This is a genomic window from Pseudomonas fluorescens (assembly GCF_018614655.1).
GTDB classification, from domain to species: Bacteria; Pseudomonadota; Gammaproteobacteria; order Pseudomonadales; family Pseudomonadaceae; genus Aquipseudomonas; species Aquipseudomonas fluorescens_BX.
Window position 1 is genome coordinate 72,701 of sequence record NZ_JAGGOG010000023.1, and the last position, 18,063, is coordinate 90,763.

15 protein-coding genes and 1 pseudogene are annotated in these 18,063 nt (G+C 51.9%); all 16 read right to left on the minus strand.

Features of this window, described 5'->3' with window-relative positions:
• Positions 1–16: 16 nt before the first annotated feature.
• The gene (locus tag J7E41_RS22595) at positions 17–1,210 is read right to left on the minus strand and encodes a hypothetical protein (protein ID WP_214996376.1); all 1,194 of its coding nucleotides are present in this window, start codon (positions 1,208–1,210) and stop codon (positions 17–19) included.
• A gap of 69 nt (positions 1,211–1,279) precedes the next feature.
• Positions 1,280–2,245 carry a glycosyltransferase family 2 protein gene (locus tag J7E41_RS22600; RefSeq protein ID WP_214996378.1) on the minus strand — a complete coding sequence of 322 codons (966 nt, stop codon included), beginning with the start codon at positions 2,243–2,245 and terminating at the stop codon, positions 1,280–1,282.
• A gap of 69 nt (positions 2,246–2,314) precedes the next feature.
• Positions 2,315–3,583, minus strand: coding sequence for an O-antigen translocase (locus tag J7E41_RS22605; protein ID WP_214996380.1), 1,269 nt, complete (start codon positions 3,581–3,583; stop codon positions 2,315–2,317).
• Positions 3,584–3,590: 7 nt separating this feature from the next.
• Positions 3,591–4,715, minus strand: a complete 1,125-nt coding sequence (locus J7E41_RS22610; protein ID WP_155584299.1) for a DegT/DnrJ/EryC1/StrS family aminotransferase — start codon at positions 4,713–4,715, stop codon at positions 3,591–3,593.
• A 94-nt stretch (positions 4,716–4,809) separates the two neighbouring features.
• Positions 4,810–5,208, minus strand: a complete 399-nt coding sequence (locus J7E41_RS28160; protein WP_246211937.1) for a sugar 3,4-ketoisomerase — start codon at positions 5,206–5,208, stop codon at positions 4,810–4,812.
• 33 nt (positions 5,209–5,241) lie between these two features.
• A pseudogene (gene rfbC / locus J7E41_RS28165) lies at positions 5,242–5,793 on the minus strand (dTDP-4-dehydrorhamnose 3,5-epimerase); the annotation flags it as partial.
• Positions 5,790–6,683 carry a glucose-1-phosphate thymidylyltransferase RfbA gene (gene rfbA, locus J7E41_RS22620; RefSeq protein WP_214996384.1) on the minus strand — a complete coding sequence of 298 codons (894 nt, stop codon included), beginning with the start codon at positions 6,681–6,683 and terminating at the stop codon, positions 5,790–5,792. The pseudogene rfbC and the gene rfbA, both read right to left, overlap by 4 nt.
• An 813-nt stretch (positions 6,684–7,496) precedes the next feature.
• Positions 7,497–8,837 (minus strand): Wzz/FepE/Etk N-terminal domain-containing protein, encoded by a 1,341-nt coding sequence (locus J7E41_RS22625; protein WP_214996386.1) that lies wholly within the window; start codon positions 8,835–8,837, stop codon positions 7,497–7,499.
• Between the two features lie 287 nt (positions 8,838–9,124).
• Positions 9,125–9,364, minus strand: a complete 240-nt coding sequence (locus J7E41_RS22630; RefSeq protein WP_214996388.1) for a lipopolysaccharide assembly protein LapA domain-containing protein — start codon at positions 9,362–9,364, stop codon at positions 9,125–9,127.
• A gap of 25 nt (positions 9,365–9,389) precedes the next feature.
• Positions 9,390–9,686, minus strand: coding sequence for an integration host factor subunit beta (ihfB, locus tag J7E41_RS22635; protein ID WP_032888918.1), 297 nt, complete (start codon positions 9,684–9,686; stop codon positions 9,390–9,392).
• Between the two features lie 328 nt (positions 9,687–10,014).
• Entirely contained in the window at positions 10,015–11,703 is a 1,689-nt protein-coding gene (gene rpsA, locus J7E41_RS22640; protein WP_169353706.1) for a 30S ribosomal protein S1, read from the minus strand.
• Between the two features lie 121 nt (positions 11,704–11,824).
• Positions 11,825–12,514: a (d)CMP kinase gene (cmk, locus tag J7E41_RS22645; protein ID WP_169353705.1), complete on the minus strand. Its 690-nt coding sequence runs from the start codon at positions 12,512–12,514 to the stop codon at positions 11,825–11,827.
• Complete coding sequence (locus tag J7E41_RS22650) at positions 12,511–14,721, minus strand: bifunctional prephenate dehydrogenase/3-phosphoshikimate 1-carboxyvinyltransferase (protein ID WP_251029634.1); 2,211 nt, start codon at positions 14,719–14,721, stop codon at positions 12,511–12,513. Before J7E41_RS22650 ends, cmk begins: the two co-directional genes overlap by 4 nt.
• Before the next feature lie 28 nt (positions 14,722–14,749).
• On the minus strand, positions 14,750–15,862 hold the full coding sequence (hisC, locus tag J7E41_RS22655) for a histidinol-phosphate transaminase (protein ID WP_214996391.1): 1,113 nt from the start codon (positions 15,860–15,862) through the stop codon (positions 14,750–14,752).
• A 9-nt stretch (positions 15,863–15,871) separates the two neighbouring features.
• Positions 15,872–16,966: a prephenate dehydratase gene (gene pheA, locus J7E41_RS22660; RefSeq protein ID WP_029298704.1), complete on the minus strand. Its 1,095-nt coding sequence runs from the start codon at positions 16,964–16,966 to the stop codon at positions 15,872–15,874.
• The gene (serC, locus tag J7E41_RS22665; RefSeq protein ID WP_214996393.1) at positions 16,966–18,051 is read right to left on the minus strand and encodes a 3-phosphoserine/phosphohydroxythreonine transaminase; all 1,086 of its coding nucleotides are present in this window, start codon (positions 18,049–18,051) and stop codon (positions 16,966–16,968) included. The genes pheA and serC overlap by 1 nt, the downstream gene beginning before the upstream one ends.
• Positions 18,052–18,063 lie beyond the last annotated feature (12 nt).

The following is an 18,063-nucleotide window of genomic DNA, read 5'->3' on the forward strand; positions in this document are numbered from 1 at the left end:
CATCTCCTAATTTTCCCTACGCCAAATAGGCGGGCCTTTTCCCTTTAAAGAAAAGGGCAATAAAAACCAAAAATGCCAACCCACCACTAAATAGAACCGCTGGAAGCGCATTCAGAGTCAGAGTGCAAATGGAGATACCCAAGCATGCACACAAAGCAGTATTTCCAGATCGTATGCAAATTCTCACAAACAGCGCCAAGATTGCCGAATAAAGAATAACGCCAAAGTAACCAAAATTCAGAAATGCATCGACATAAAATACTGTATTCGCCGACCCCGTCCCTGTTTCATTCTGTCCCCATTCGAAAGCAAACACTTCCTGCTCAAGATTAATCTTAGGCTCGCCCATTAAAAAAGCAATAAGGCCGATGGATCGACCCGAGACACTTTCGCCTGAGAGAACCTCATCCTTATAACGAAGCCAATCGATAGCTGTAAGATAGGGGATATACATAACCCGATTGATCAAATAGTAGAACTGGGATGTCTCTTCAGGAAATAGATTGTATTCAACCGGCACCGAAGCCATTGGGCTCTCTTCAGCGGGCGCTGCATCAGCGGAAGTTAAGGCCCCGCGCGCCAACACCGAAACAGTCGCGATTACAATTACCAAATAAAAAACTGACAAATAAGCCTTATTCTTCTTCCCTACGTTTACAAACAAAATAATCAACGGGATCATCGCCACCAATGCCCGGCCCTTCTCCAGCGTCAGCAATAAAGTAAAAATAAAAGCGAACAAGACCCAAAAACGACGTCGTGCTTTATCCACGAACATTTGAGTAATCACAAGCGGAACTAACGATGTAACACCTATTGCGTAAATATATGTCAGTATTCGCTCAGAACCTTCGCGCGTCCTCAGAAACTCCTCACGCAGACCAGATAACTCCGCGAGCCCCACCCCCTTGAACGCTGCAAACAAGGCTATTCCTGGCGCAGTTAATGAGGCGTAAAGAATGACAGCAAAATAAATCCCAAGGATAGTTAGATTAAACACCCTCCAACTCATAGGAAGTTTCGGAACCGTATTAAGTAATCGCGAAAACCAATAACCTGAAAACAATATATAAAACAATAAGTAAGACAGAATACTCAACACCGAGAGGAATAGTAAAACCGGTGCTTGATCACGCTCACCAAAGAAAACACCCAATAGTGATGGAAGGATATAAAATATCGCCATTGCCAGTACTGGCAGCAGATACATATTCCTAAACTCTAAAACCTTAAACATATCCCACCCGACCTATGTGAGCCACATTAAATTATCATCATACTACGCACGCTTTTTGATAAAATTTTTAAAATGTGCCAGCGGTACCGACGCGACCGTCAAGAATATCTTGTTTTTGAGGAAGACAAATACAAGCTTTACAAATAAATATCGACTCGATTTAGTATAGGTAAGCATATAATTTTCGAGGCGCGCAACATTAGCTACGTCACCCTTTATTACCTGGCGAAAAAGCTCGCCTGCAATATAACGCTGACCACCCCGAGCACATGCTGCTTGCATCCGAACATCCTCTGGATACTGTTTGGAAATGATTTCCAATGTTCGGAGAGACTCATCCAATAGCTCTAACGTCCGATCACTCGCACCTAAGCCGTGCTTTCTGTATTTGCCGTAGACGCCCGCCAACTCCCTTACCTGGCCCGTCGCAGCCACCTCAATACAAAAAATCCAATCGGATACAACAGGAAACGCAGGATGGAAGCCGTGTGCAGGGCAATTGCTTTTTCGAACCATGACAGATGAAGCGCCCGGGATACCACCCTTCGAGATCAACTCATAGACATCTTTAATTTCTTCTTTCTTTGTCGAGTTAGTGATAAATATCGTTTCATTAGTATGATGATTAAATATCTCAACAGGATGGTAAGACAACACTACTGCGGGATCATTAAAAACCTCGACTTGTGACGAGAGTTTTCCCGGTAGGAATAGATCATCTCCCCCCAGCAAAGCAATTAGCTCTCCAGTGCATGCAAAAAAAGCCGCATTGGAGTTACCAGTAATTCCCAAATTTTTTTTATTCAGTACTGGCTTAACTATTTCAGGATATTTACACTGAAACTCGAGAATAACTTTTGCGGTTCCATCCGTGGAAGCATCATCTGCTACCACAATCTCAAGATTTGGATAGTCCTGATCCAGCACGCTCTGTATTGTTTCTGCAATCAAATTTTCTTGATTATATGTAATTATCATTACAGAAACTTTTGGGCTATACGCAGTCAAAAATTCGCTCCTCACCTGTTACTAAAAACATCCGACAAATAAAAACTCACCGACAGCCAACACCGTCAATCACTCTGACGTCGAAAGCTTCATCCCTTTGAGCTCCCTGGTAATAAAAACAATCATGACAGTCCAATAAAGTGCGTAAGTCAGGGCATGTGCTATTGTGACCCCTTCCAACCCGTAAATCCCGGACAGCCAGATCGAAAACACATAAAACCCTACCGATCCTAAAACTTCCGTGACGATGAAAAGCTTGAACATCGCCTTCCCCAACATCAAATAAGCCAGAATCCAACTGCCAATTTTCAATGTGTCACCGAACATCTGCCATGCAAAAAGATCCCGCATTGGAAGAAAATCATCGGTGAACAACAAATTGATAATTAGATCGCGGAATAGATAAATCACAAGGCCACAAATTGCAGCGCAGGGCAGAATCATCTTATATCCTTGGATTATTTCCTGCTTGATGCCCTCATAAGTCTTCAGCTCTGACAGTTTTGGTAGGTAATAAACACTCAGCGTCGTGGTCACCAGCATCAAATAGGCGGAACTCAATCGCCAGATAGCCTCCCAATAACCGGCGGCAGCCCAACCAAGTGTATCCCCCAAATGATTTCGCACCAAAATATGACTAATTGGAACGCATGTCGCTGAGGTTAACGCCATGGCCGTAAACTTGGTAAAGTTGACAAGTACACCCCGATCAACTTCTCCGAACAAGTACTTTACTTTGAACCAGGGCGCTTCCCAGCAAACTAGCAATGTCACGAAAAAATTAATCGATTGATAGACTGCCAGTGCAACCAGTGCACCATACAGCCCATAATAGATCGACATACCCGTTGTTACCACGAATGCCAGTACACTTCCGGCGATATTCGAAAGCACGTAACGAAGAAGCTCCTTCTTTCCGTTCAATATCGCAAGTAAAAGAGCGTTGAGTGTAAACAGCAATAGCGTCGCTGCAAACCAAACAAACACCCCACCCAGACCTTCTTTGCCGAAGACCCATGATGCTAGCGAATCGCTAAATAGAGCAATTATGACGCTGGTAAACAGTGAACCTACCACCACGATAGTCCCTGCCGTTCGCCAAACAGCTTGCTGCTTTAGTTCATCATCGTGATATTCCGCGGTGTATTTGGTGACGCCAGTATTGATAGCGCCACTGGCGAAGGTAGTAATCATCTGGATCGCATTCTGGAACTGTCCCAGTGATGCGTACCCAACGGGTCCTACATAAACGGCAAGCACTTTATTCAGGCCAAGAAGAGTAAGCATCTTGACCAGTACTGCAATACCGTTCAGCAAGCTTGTCTTTATCAGCGTCATTTAAGTATCAACCGCGCCCGACAAAACTATTGCAAGCATCAACCACTACCTTCGCATCAGCCAGACTCATAGTCGGGCCGATGGGCAGACTTAGAATTTGGTCGTGAATTTTTTCTGTCAGTGGAAACGAAAGACTATTCCAGTCGCTGTACGCTTTTTGTTTGTGGGGGGGAATAGGATAATGAATGAGAGTTTGAACCCCTGCATTCGCGAGATACTGATGTAGCTCGTCTCGAGCCTCACAGCGAATGACAAACAAATGCCAAACATGACTTTCCAAGGTAAGAGCCGAAGTTTTTTTATCCAACGGCAATGTTATAAGCGGATTATTTATACCTTTCATATACACATCCGCAACAACCCTACGACTCCCCGTGTTAGACTGAAGGTAGTTCAACTTAACACTCAACATCGCCGCCTGAATTTCATCCAGACGACTATTTACACCTGGGTAGATATTCTCGTATTTCTTATGAGAGCCATAGTTTCGCAATGCTTTGATCACATCAGCCAACTCATCATCGTTGGTCGTCACAGCACCAGCATCACCCAATGCTCCCAGGTTTTTGCCTGGATAAAAACTAAACGCTCCGGCATCTCCCCAACTTCCCGCCGGTGTGGCATCTATGCTCGCGAGGTGGGCCTGCGCAGCGTCTTCGAGTACAAGTAACTTATGCTCGGCCGCGATATCCTGAATCTCTTGCATGTCAGCCAGTTGACCATACAAATGAACAGGAATAATCACTTTTGTGCGCGGCGTTATCGCTGCCCTCACTAATGCAGGAGAAATGTTCAGCGTTTTCTCATCGGGCTCGACCAATACAGGGGTCAACCCATTTTCGGTGACTGCTAAAATACTGGCAATGTAAGTGTTGGCAGGAACGATAACCTCATCGCCTTCCTGCAACTTTCCAAGTATTTTCCAAGCCCGTAAAGTCAGCGATAGTGCATCAAGACCATTAGCAACACCCAAGCAATGCTTGACGCCACACATCTGAGCAAAGCGTTTTTCGAAAGTAGCTAGCTCAACGCCTTGCACATACCAACCCGAGTCAATGACTCGGGCGCACGCTTCTTTCAACTGAACTGCATACTCAGCATTAACGTCTTTCAAACTCAGAAATTCAATCATCGCACCACCAAATTAAAACTGATTAGAAAAATCGCCGCTGACTAGAAGAAATTTGAGCCGGCTACTTGGCGACTTACCTGATAACCAAAGAAATTCAACTCTCGGCTTGAGCTTTCACAATCCGAATAAAATCATCATAGTTTCGAATGTAATCCGACTCTGCGTACTTTTCACTGGCAAAAACAACCAGAACGCAATCTTCACTAAAGTCGTGCATCTCACGCCATATCAGATTATTAATGAATACGCCTTTGGATGGTGAGTCCAACCAAACATCCTCGGTGTGGGTACCATTATCCAGCACCATACGGCATTTTCCCGAGACACAGACGGCCAACTGCAATAGATTTTTATGGGCATGGAAACCACGACTTACTTCCGCCAACGTGCCAAATATGTAATAAACACGTTTGACATCAAAAGGCAGAATATTGCCCGCCTCAAGGGAAATCAGGCTACCACGTTCATCACCAATAATTTTCAGGTCGACCAACCGGGTAGTTCCCGGCAGATAGAACGTCGGTAATTCAGCATCTCGAAGGCTGACGGCACTCGCATCTTTTTCACTGACAGAAAAATCATCGCACCTAGGCCACTGGATATCGAGATCACTATCATTCCAAACGATACTACGCTCCAGCTCCTTACAGTAAACGTCTGTGGTTTTGTATAAGAAATGGGTATCATCTTCTAAAGCTACAAAACCGTGAGCAAAGCCTTCAGGAATCCATAAGCACTTTCTATTCTCTGCACTCAGTTCAATACCTACCGACATCCCGAAGGTTGGGGAGTTGCGTCGAATATCGACAGCGACGTCGTATGCGGCGCCTTTCGTCACCCTGACTAGCTTTCCCTGAGCATGAGGGCCCATTTGATAATGTAGGCCCCGCAGCACACCTTTTTTAGAGCACGAATGATTATCCTGAACGAATGATCTCGGCACGGGAAGGCCAATTTTTTTCAGTTCAGCATGAAAACTAAACTCATTGAAGCTTTCCATAAACCATCCACGGCTATCTTCATACGCCTGCGGTTCGAACACTACAACATCAGGAATTTTTGTCTGAGTAACTTTCATGCTGACGGTGTCTCATTAAGTAGTTGCGACAAGTACTGACCATATCCGGTTTTTTTCAGCTTTTCAGCTTGCGAGGCAAGCTTCTCTTTGGAGATCCAGCCATTACCAAATCCTATTTCCTCCAAGCAAGCAACTTTGAGCCCTTGGCGATGCTCGATAGTGTGTACAAAATGGCTCGCCTCGAGAAGGCTTTCGTGGGTTCCAGTATCCAACCAAGCAAAGCCACGCCCTAACACTTCAACAGTGAGAGCGTTTTTTTCCATGTAACAACGATTGACATCCGTGATTTCCAACTCGCCTCGACTTGAAGGCTTGATACCTTTTGCAATACCAATCACTGTATTATCGTAAAAATACAGTCCTGTAACAGCATAATTTGACTTCGGTCTTTCCGGCTTCTCTTCGATGCTTAACGCATTTCCCTCAGCGTCAAACTCAACAACACCGAAGCGTTCTGGATCGGAGACGTGATAACCAAAAACCGTTGCACCTGTCGTCTTGGACATGGCTGACTTCAAGTTATCGGAGAAATGCTGCCCATAGAAAATGTTATCACCCAAAATCAAGCAACACAGATCATCGCCAATGAATTCTTCACCGATAATAAACGCTTGGGCCAACCCATCAGGGCTAGGCTGCACGGCATAGCTCAATTCAATGCCATATTGGCTACCATCACCTAGTAACTTCTGGAAGCAAGGCAAGTCTTCCGGCGTAGAAATAATAAGAATCTCTCGCATTCCCGCCAGCATCAACACAGATAGCGGATAGAAGATCATAGGCTTATCGAAAATCGGTAGCATTTGCTTAGAGACCCCCAGCGTGAGGGGGTGAAGCCGCGTACCTGAGCCACCGGCTAGAATAATGCCCTTGCGTTTACTGACCGTCATTTTTAAAACTTCCTTTACTATTCTGGCTATAACCTAGCATTGGTCTAGCTAATGGCTATAATTCTACTGTCCGGCATTGAGTAATCTAGAGATGGATTCTAGCCAAAACATAGCTCAAACGTTTCAGGTACGCAGCCGCTGTCATCACTCTTGGCATTCTTTTTCCGCGGCTATGGCCAATAGTCACGACGTACGCCTCTTACAAGCAGCTCAAATTCAGGTGTCCAGCACTTGGAGCGCTACCACCCAAAAAGCCTTGACTCAAGGGCGAAAACCTTAACCCCCATTTTTCGTAAATAGCCCTACAAAAAACTAAATTTTCTGCAGGCATATGGACAAATATCTCACTTCTACCGATCCAACGCCACGAAAGCACCAGAAATTCCCAAAGAGCCACTCCAATGAAGTGCGTTAAGCCCACCATGTAACCAATTGTATCCTGCCCAAAACACACGAACCGCAATAGCTCTCACCTTTTAACAGAGCTCTAAAGCGGGATAGATGCAGGACTTTCGGGCTCTGCGCAAATAGGACGCTCCCTTTCTGCAACGTCTTTGCCCCGGTATGATGAGTGGTAATGAACCACGCCTGACGTTCATTATCCGCCTCTTGCCATCACAAGAGAGGACGGCAGCTGACATGAAGTCAAAAAAGTGCCCCTCCCTAAGACCCGCCTTGCTGGAAACCAACATAAAACAAATCGATGACTAAGGGCTACCCCAAACTCCATGGGACTTTAGAGACACGCACCGGGGCCGTAGTTCCATTCCAGCACCGTCATTGCTGCGGTGCTCCGTAAACATCTGCGACCTCTTAATTAGTGGTGATAGGTTTACGCTGATCCGACATGAGAATGGTAGTAGAAGTGACATCTGTACCGCCAAAACCATCGCGCCTCAAGACAATAACATGCCGAAATAGAGCAATCAGGGCACCAAGAATGATCCCGAAAATCAGGCCGGATACCAAAATCAGCATTTTCTTCGGTTTGATAGGACTCAACGGCTCCAGCGCCAGCTTGTCAATTGTCACTAGTTTCAGCCGACTCATATCGATACTCAGATTGAGAAGACGAGAAACCTCTGCGCGCAATGGCTGCACCCCACTCAAAAAGAGGTCTTCATTTTCGCGTCTTTTCAGTATCTCAATCTCTCTATTTGACTGGAGCAACTGGAGTTCTTTCGCGATCTGGGCGATGCGCCCTTCCGTGAAGTCATCCGTCTTGCGCTGAGTCAAAGCCGTGCGTTCTGCCTCAAGCGCTTCTACCCCCATAAAGTACAGTGGTATCTGTTGGTTATTGACCTCAGTTCGCATGACGCTACCGGATCCGCGCTCGTTATCTCCTAACGATGAAGGAGTAGTCGGTTTTCGGATCCCCAATGATTTGGCTATACTGATCGCTTCGTTTAGCTGAGCGATCCGATCTACACGCTGAGTTTTGAGCTGGCTCCGCAGCGCTTTCAATTCATCTTGTAGTTGGGCGCGCCGCAGACTATCAGATTCAGACAAGGAGGCGATTTTGGCTTCCTTTTCAGTGTCGTAATTTGAGCGAGCTGCATCCAGCTTTCCCTTCAGTTCATTTAGACGGTTCTTAACGATCACATTCAAGTCTGCGGCTAACTGTTCGCGCTCAGAGGCAATCGCGTACTCGATAAAATTATTAACGATCGCAACGCCATCTACTCCTTGGGGGTAGTTCATTTCGAGCTTGATATTAGCGCTGATAGAGTCCGCCTTCTTGGGATCAGGCAAAACTAGGTTGATCGAGTTTCTATTGAACTCCTCAAAACTCTGTTCAAGAGTCCGGCCTGGACGCTCAAACTCTTTGAATAGTTTCTGGTTTGCTCTGAAAAAGCCCAAGCGTGTGTCGTATGACTCAAGGGATGCACCGACCTTGATCAAGGCTTCGCTGGGAGGAAGCCTGTAGACCTCTGAGCGATTCAGGGCATCGAGCTCATTGATCGCTGCTGGTCGCAGCACACTGCTGACTTGATATTCGGGAGTTACCAAGAAAGCGTATGCGGTCGCCGCAAGCACTACACTGCCCGCGACAACGGCGATGAGCTTTTTCTGGCGCCAAATAGCATGAGAAAGCGCGAAGATATCGATTTCATCGGATGGGGGTACCGGGGGAGCGCGGAAGCTACTACTCACAACAAAAACCTGCCTTCAAAGAGAAACTGCGGGCTCGTTATGCAGACGATTTGTGGATTTTCTTGTTTTTATAGTAATTAGCCGACAAAAACCTGCGTCGCTGCTGGCTTTGGGGCACACAAAATGCCTGTTCTCGAGAACAGAATGCATTTTGCCATCTACGCGCTACATTACAAGACTTGACTTATCTGTAAGGAATTTCCCAATCTCTATAAGGGATTATCCGAAATAGCCTTCTGGGCGGGTAAAAACCCTGATCACCCCATGAATAAGGGGACTCAAGCCCGTTATTCGATTCCATGCTTCGGCCGCCTGGGTTTACGGATCGTTAAAAACCCGATAATCGGACCCACAACCATGCCAACAATCAAAGCAACCGCAACAAACACTGAAACCGGCATCTGCGGCGTAGACCACCCCAGGAACGACAGGGCAACGTCCTGCTGGTTTTCCAATACAAACGCCAGGATCACCAAGGCGACAACCAGCACTATCAGCACCAAGGCAACGCGCTTAACACCGCGCATAAGTTTCTCCCTTCACCAAAAACACTCAGACGCCGTCTTCTTCGTCTTCGTTCACCCGATCCCGCAGTTCCTTGCCCGGCTTGAAGTGGGGCACGAATTTTCCGTCAAGGCTGACGGACTGCCCGGTCTTCGGGTTACGGCCAACACGCGGCGCACGATAGTGCAGTGAGAAGCTGCCAAATCCGCGAATTTCGATGCGATCACCGGTAGCGAGGCACTGAGACATTTGTTCAAGCATAGTCTTGATGGCCAGCTCCACATCCTTGGATGAGAGCAGCCCTTGATGGGTGACAATTCGTTCGATCAACTCCGACTTCGTCATATTTTTCCCTTCTTTTTCAAGCAGCTAGGAAAAGCGCTTCGAAGGTTTTAGCATGACCAGCGCAGTTTGAACAGCCCGAGTATTGACTTATCTTTCAGAAGTTAGAGCTTTAAGCGTAAGTCCGAGGCTTGGCGCCCTACTTCCTCAGAAGCCACAGGAGACACCCAACGACCAGCATCATCAGATAGAGCCTATTGCAACCAGTCATCGACTAACGCAGCCACAAGGCCGCAGAAGACACGCCCCCCAACGGCCAGCCCGCGGGAACGGAATTCGAGGCACAAAAAAGGGCGACCGAAGTCGCCCTTTTTCTATAGCTTTACAGAACTTAGTTCTGCTTAGCCATTGCTTCGCGCAGCAGTGCAGCCATGGTGGTCTCACCAGGTGCAGCAGCTTCCGGGGCCGTTTTCAGGCTCTGGATTGCTTCTTTCTCTTCAGCATCGTCTTTCGACTTGATGGAGAGGGAGATCAAGCGGCTCTTGCGGTCAACGCTGATGATCTTGGCTTCTACTTCTTCGCCAACTTTCAGAACGTTACGCGCGTCTTCAACGCGGTCACGGCTGATTTCGGAGGCTTTCAGAGTCGCTTCGATATCGTCGGCCAGAGTGATGATGGCGCCTTTAGCGTCAACTTCTTTCACGATGCCTTTAACGATGGCGCCTTTGTCGTTCTCTTGAACGTACTCGGAGAACGGATCGCTTTCCAGTTGCTTGATGCCCAGGGAGATGCGCTCGCGCTCTGGGTCAACCGACAGGATAACGGTGTCCAGCTCGTCGCCCTTCTTGAAACGACGAACAGCTTCTTCGCCCACTTCGTTCCAGGAGATGTCGGACAGGTGAACCAGGCCGTCGATGCCGCCGTCCAGACCAATGAAGATACCGAAATCGGTGATCGACTTGATGGTGCCGGAGATTTTATCGCCCTTGTTGAACTGGCCAGAGAAATCTTCCCATGGGTTAGATTTGCACTGCTTGATGCCCAAGGAGATACGACGACGCTCTTCGTCGATATCCAGAACCATAACTTCCACTTCGTCGCCGACTTGTACGACTTTCGAAGGGTGGATGTTCTTGTTGGTCCAGTCCATTTCGGAAACGTGTACCAGGCCTTCCACGCCTTCTTCCAGCTCAGCGAAGCAGCCGTAGTCGGTCAGGTTGGTAACACGCGCGGTTACGCGAGTGCTTTCTGGGTAACGAGCCTTGATAGCGACCCATGGATCTTCGCCCAGCTGCTTCAAGCCCAGGGAGACACGGTTGCGCTCACGATCGTACTTCAGAACCTTGACATCGATCTCGTCGCCAACATTGACGATTTCCGATGGATGCTTGATACGCTTCCAAGCCATGTCGGTAATGTGCAGCAGGCCATCGACGCCACCCAGATCGACGAATGCGCCGTAATCGGTGAGGTTTTTGACGATACCTTTGACTTGTTGGCCTTCCTGCAGGGATTCCAGCAGAGCTTCACGCTCGGCGGAGTTCTCTGCTTCCAGGACGCTGCGACGGGAAACGACAACGTTGTTGCGCTTCTGGTCAAGCTTGATGACCTTGAATTCGAGCTCTTTGCCTTCCAGGTGCGTGGTGTCGCGCACTGGACGAACGTCAACCAAAGAACCTGGCAGGAACGCACGGATGCCGTTAACGTCGACAGTGAAGCCGCCTTTAACCTTACCGTTGATAACGCCCTTGACCACTTCTTCAGCTGCGAAGGCTGCTTCCAGAACAATCCAGCATTCAGCGCGCTTGGCTTTTTCACGGGAGAGCTTGGTTTCACCGAAGCCATCTTCAACCGAGTCCAGCGCAACGTGAACTTCGTCACCGACATTGATAGTCAGATCGCCAGCGTCGTTGTAGAACTGCTCAAGCGGGATGAGTGCTTCAGACTTCAGACCAGCGTGAACGGTTACCCAGCGAGCTTGGTAATCGATATCAACGATAACACCGGTGATGATGGAGCCAGCCTGAAGGTTCAGGGTTTTTAGGCTTTCTTCAAAGAGTTCCGCAAAGCTTTCGCTCATTTTAATTCCTGTTGATAAGGGCGAAGAATACGCCCATCTGCCACACCCCAGACGGTGTGGGTTACGTTCATATAAAAGAAGGAATGCAGGACTAAGACTGGTCCCCTGCGCTCCTTCTGAGTCACCCGGTGATATCGCGAATGGCGATTTCACTCAAGATGCGTTCCAGCACCTGCTCGATGGACAACTCCGTGGAATCCAGCTGTATGGCGTCAGCCGCCGGCTTTAGCGGGGCTACCGCACGCTGGGTGTCACGCTCATCGCGTGCACGGATCTCATCTAGCAGACTCGACAGACTAACACCATCGACTTTGCCCTTCAACTGCAAGTAACGGCGACGGGCTCGTTCCTCGGCGCTGGCGGTCAGGAAAATCTTCAACGGAGCCTCGGGAAACACCACCGTACCCATGTCGCGACCATCCGCCACAAGGCCCGGCGGCTCCTGAAACGCCCGTTGGCGCTGCAACAAGGCATCACGTACCGCCGGCAATGCCGCCACTTGGGAAGCCCAGGCACCCACCTGCTCATTACGCAAGTCGTCGGTAACATCGTCCCCTTCCAGAATGATGCGTTGCGGATGACCTTCCGTCGCCCCGAGAAACTGCACGTCGAGGTGCGCCGCCAGCAGCTTGAGGGATTCTTCGTTGGTCAGGTCGACCCCATGGTTGCGCGCCGCGAACGCCAGCAGGCGGTACAACGCCCCGGAATCCAGCAGGCACCAGCCCAGGCGCTTGGCCAGGATGCCGGCGATCGTGCCTTTGCCCGAGCCGCTTGGCCCGTCGATGGTAATCACCGGTGCTTTGATATTCACAATTGAGCCTCTTGGGCAACACGAATGCCGACTTGGGCACACAGTGTAAGAAAATTCGGAAAAGACGTAGCCACGTTGGCACAGTCATGGATACGAATCGGCGCAGCAGCCCGCAGGGAAGCCACGCTGAAGGCCATCGCAATCCGGTGATCACCATGGGCATGGACTTCGCCGCCGCCTATCACGCCACCGTCGATGATAATCCCATCAAGTGTCGGTTCACACTTCACGCCCAGGGCGAGCAGACCGTCGGCCATGACCTGGATTCGGTCAGACTCCTTGACCCGCAACTCCTCTGCCCCGCGTAATACCGTTCGGCCTTCGGCACAGGCTGCCGCCACGAACAACACTGGAAACTCGTCGATAGCCAGCGGAACCAACGCCCCGGGAATTTCGATACCCTTCAACGGCGCCGCGCGGACACGCAAATCAGCAACGGGCTCGCCGCCAACCTCACGCAGGTTTTCCAGCGTGATATCAGCCCCCATTAGCCGCAGGATGTCGATCACCCCGGTACGGGTCGAATTGACACCCACATGCTCAAGCAACAGCTCTGAGCCTTCGGCAATCGAGGCCGCTACCAGGAAGAACGCCGAGGAAGAAATATCTCCTGGCACTTCGATATGCGTCGCGGTCAGTGCATGGCCAGGCTCAACCGAAGCGGTAGCACCCGCCACCTCCACCGGATAACCAAAACCACGCAACATCCGCTCGGTATGGTCACGGGTCGGCGCCGGCTCGGTAATCGCGGTTTTACCCTCGGCATACAACCCGGCCAGCAGCAGGCAGGATTTAACCTGGGCGCTGGCCATCGGCAGTGTATAGGTCAGGCCTTTAAGCGCCTGACCGCCACGAAGGGTCAGTGGCGGCCGCCCTTCCGGCCCCGTCTCGATAACTGCACCCATTTCCCGCAATGGCTTGGCCACGCGACTCATCGGGCGCTTGGACAGCGACGCATCACCCGTCAAGACGCTGTCAAAACTCTGCGCCGCCAGCAAACCGGACAACAGCCGCATGGAGGTACCGGAGTTACCGAGATAGATCGGACCTGGCGCTGGCTTCAAGCCATGCAAGCCAACCCCATGAATGGTGACGCGCCCATGATGCGGACCCTCAATAACCACGCCCATATCACGAAAAGCCTGCAACGTCGCCAGGGCATCTTCACCCTCAAGGAAGCCTTCGACTTCGGTGATACCGTCCGCCAGAGACCCCAGCATGATCGACCGATGGGAGATCGACTTGTCCCCCGGCACCCGAATCCGCCCACTCAGACAGCCACCTGGGCTGGCGAGAAAAACCAGGTCATCCGCATTCGCGACCGTGTCCATATAAGCTCGACGGGCCAGAATCTTGCTGAAATGCTCCCGCGCCACTCGCGCACGAGTGAACACACCCAACAACTGATGGCCGTCACCCGCATCGACCGCATCGCGCAAGGCGTCAAGGTCACTACGGAAAGTATCCAAAGTACGCAGCACCGCGTCGCGATTAGCGAGGAAGATGTCATGCCACATCACCGGATCGCTGCCGGCAATCCGGGTGAAGTCGCGAAAGCCACCGGCGGCGTAGCGGAAAATATCGAGGTTCTCGTTGCGCTTGGCCAGGGAATCCACCAGGCCAAACGCCAGCAAGTGCGGCAAATGACTGGTCGCAGCTAACACTTCATCGTGTCGCTCAACCTGCATATGCTCGACATCCGCCCCCAGCTCACGCCAAAGCCGATCAACCACCGCCAAGGCTGCCGGATCAGTTTCATCCAACGGCGTCAGAATCACCTTATGGCGACGGAACAGCTGCGCATTGGACGCCTCTACCCCACTCTGCTCGGAGCCTGCGATCGGATGACCCGGCACAAACCGCGCCGGCATACCACCAAAGGCCAATCGCGCCGCTCGCACCACATTGCCCTTGGCACTGCCGACATCCGTCAGGATTGCCTGCCCCAGATCCATGCCTGCCAACAACGTCAGCAACTTCTCCATGGCCAGGATCGGTACCGCCAACTGAATGACGTCCGCGCCCTGACAGGCCACCGCCAGATCAGCTTCACAGCGATCCACCACACCCAGCTCAACAGCCAGCTTGCGCGATTGCGGATCCAGGTCAACGCCAACCACCTCGCCGCACAGACCGCTTTCACGCAAGCCCTTGGCGAAGGAACCACCGATCAATCCCAGACCGACCACCACCAGGCGACCGATCAGGGGAACAGCAGGTTGCAATACAGTGACATCAACCACGAGCCAGGACCTTGGCCAGCGCCTCAAGGAAGCGACTGTTCTCAGCCGGTAAACCAATGGTGATACGCAGGTGGTTCGGCATGCCGTAGTTGGCCACCGGACGCACGATTACGCCCTCACGCAGCAGGCCTTGAAACACCGGTGCCGCCACTTGCCCCAGGTCCACGCAGATGAAATTGCCCTTGGACGGAATCCAGCCCAAGCCCAACTCACGGAAACCTTCCTGCAACTGAAGCATGCCGCTTTCGTTGACACGACGACTTTCAGCCAAATACTCGGCATCACGCACAGCGGCACAAGCCGCCGCCAGCGCAATACTGTTGACATTAAACGGCTGGCGTACGCGATTCAGCACATCAGCCACAACGGCTGTGGATAACCCGTAGCCAACCCGCAGCGACGCCAAACCATAGGCCTTGGAGAACGTCCGCGAAACCAGCAGGTTCGGATAAGCCGCAAGAAAGTCCAGGCCATCCGGCAGGTCACTGCCTTCTGCGTACTCAATGTAGGCCTCGTCCAGCACTACCAGCACATGCTCCGGAACATCCTGCAGGAAATCGTCCAGCGCCTCGGCACCGAACCAAGTGCCGGTAGGGTTGTTCGGGTTAGCGATAAATACCACACGGGTCTGGGCGTCGATGGCCGCCAACATGGCTGGCAGGTCATGCCCCCAGTCCCTGGCCGGAATCACCCGTGCCTCGGCACCGACCGCCTGGGTGACGATCGGGTAGACCGCAAACGCATGCTCACTGAACACCGCATTCAGGCCTGGCGCCAGATAAGCACGCGCCACCAACTCAAGAATATCGTTGGAACCATTACCCAGGGTCACCTGACTGAGCTCGACCCGACAGCTTTCAGCCAGCAGGGACTTGAGGGCAAAACCATTACCGTCCGGGTAACGGGTCAGTTCGCTCAGCTCCTCACGAATCGCCGCCAGTACCTTGGGGCTCGGGCCCAACGGGTTTTCGTTACTGGCCAGCTTGACGATATTCGCCGGATCCAGATTCAACTCACGCGCCAACTCGTCCACAGGCTTGCCCGGAACGTAAGGCGACAGTTGTTGCACGCCCGGCTGTGCCAGGGCGAGGAAGTTGCCACTCATGTTAAAGCCTCACAAAACCGCTTTCGGGTAGGAGCCCAGCACCTTGAGTGCCACGGCTTCCTGACTGATTTTCTCCAGCACACCCTTGACCAGCGGGTCGCGGTGATGGCCGACGAAGTCGATAAAGAACACATACGTCCATTTACCGCTGCGCGAAGGACGAGTCTCGATTCGCGTCAGGTCAATCCCGTTATCATGGAACGGCACCAGCAACTCATGAAGCGCGCCAGGCTTGTTGCTCATGGAGACGATGATCGAGGTCTTGTCGTCGCCGGTAGGCGGCACTTCCTGGCTGCCGATCATCAGGAAGCGCGTGGAATTGTCCGGGCGATCCTCGATTTTCTCGGCCAGGCGCGTCAACCCGTACAGGCCGGCTGCCATATCCCCGGCGATCGCTGCCGAGTTCCATTCACCCTTGACCCGCTTCGCCGCTTCAGCGTTGCTGGACACCGCCACGCGCTCGACATTCGGGTAATGGGCGTCCAGCCACTTGCGGCACTGGGCCAGCGACTGGGCATGGGAGTAGATGCGGCTGATGCTGTCGGTCTTGGTGTTTTCACCCACCAACAGGTGGTGGTGAATACGCAACTCGACTTCGCCGCAGATCACCATGTCGTGCTCAAGGAAGCTGTCGAGGGTGTGGTTGACTGCGCCTTCGGTGGAGTTTTCCACCGGCACTACGCCAAAATTCACCGCACCCGCCGCCACTTCGCGGAACACTTCATCGATCGCCGCCATCGGCTTGCTGATCACGGCATGACCAAAGTGCTTCATGGCGGCTGCCTGGGTGAAGGTACCCTCAGGGCCGAGGTAAGCCACTTTCAATGGCTGCTCAAGGGCCAGGCAGGAAGACATGATTTCACGGAACAACCGCGCCATCTCTTCGTTACCCAACGGCCCCTGGTTACGCTCCATCACACGCTTGAGCACTTGGGCTTCACGCTCCGGGCGGTAGAAAACCGGCACTTCGCCTTCCGCCAGGGAGGCCATTTTCACCCGCGCAACTTCCTGGGCGCAGCGCGCACGCTCACTGATCAGCTCCAGGACTTTGGTGTCCAGGGCGTCAATGCGTACGCGCAGGGCCTTGAGTTCTTGCTCAGACATTAGCCGTGTTCCTTTTCGAACTCTGCCATGTAAGCCACCAACGCCTTGACGGCATTGAGGTCGACAGCGTTATAGATGGAGGCGCGCATGCCACCCACCGAGCGGTGGCCCTTGAGGTTCAGCAGGCCGCGCTCGTCGGCGCCGGCCAGGAATGGCTTGTCCAGGCGATCGTCAGCCAGGCGGAACGGCACGTTCATCCACGAGCGGTCGGTCAGATTGATCGGGTTGCTGTACAGGCCGCTGGCGTCAATGAAGTCGTACAAGGTACGTTTCTTCTCTTCGTTAAGCTTGCCCATGGCGGCCACACCGCCCTGCTCTTTCAGCCACTCGAACACCAGGCCCGACAGGTACCAGGCGAAGGCCGGCGGGGTGTTGTACATCGAGCCGTTGTCGGCCGCGACCTTGTAGTTGAGCATGGTCGGGCACAGCGAGCGGGCACGACCCAGCAGGTCTTCACGGATGATATTGACCAGGATGCCGCTCGGGCCGATGTTTTTCTGCGCGCCGGCGTAGATCATGCCGTAGCGGGACACATCGATCGGACGCGAGAGAATGTCCGAAGACATGTCACACACCAAGGGAATGTCACCGACCTCAGGAACCCAGTCGAACTCCAGTCCGCCGATGGTCTCGTTCTGCACGTAGTGCACGTAGGCCGCATCCTTGGACAGCTTCCACTCGTTTTGACCGGGAATCGCAAAATAGTCGTACGGCTTGGCGGTACCCGCCACGTTGATGTTGCCGTAGCGCGATGCTTCTTCGATAGCCTTCTGCGACCAGATACCGATGTCGATATAGTCAGCAGTGCCATCTTCAGGCAACAGGTTCAACGGCAGTTGGGCGAACTGCTGGCTCGCACCACCCTGCAGGAACAACACTTTGTAGTCGGATGGGATGTCCAGCAAGTCGCGCATATCCTGCTCGGCCTTGGTGGCAATGGACACGAACTCATCGCTGCGATGGCTCATTTCCATCACGGAGAGGCCTTTTCCATGCCAGTCGAGGAGTTCACCCTGCGCGCGCTGCAGGACTGCTTCAGGAAGCGCCGCGGGACCGGCACAGAAGTTATAGGCTCTCTTGCTCACATCCAATCTCAC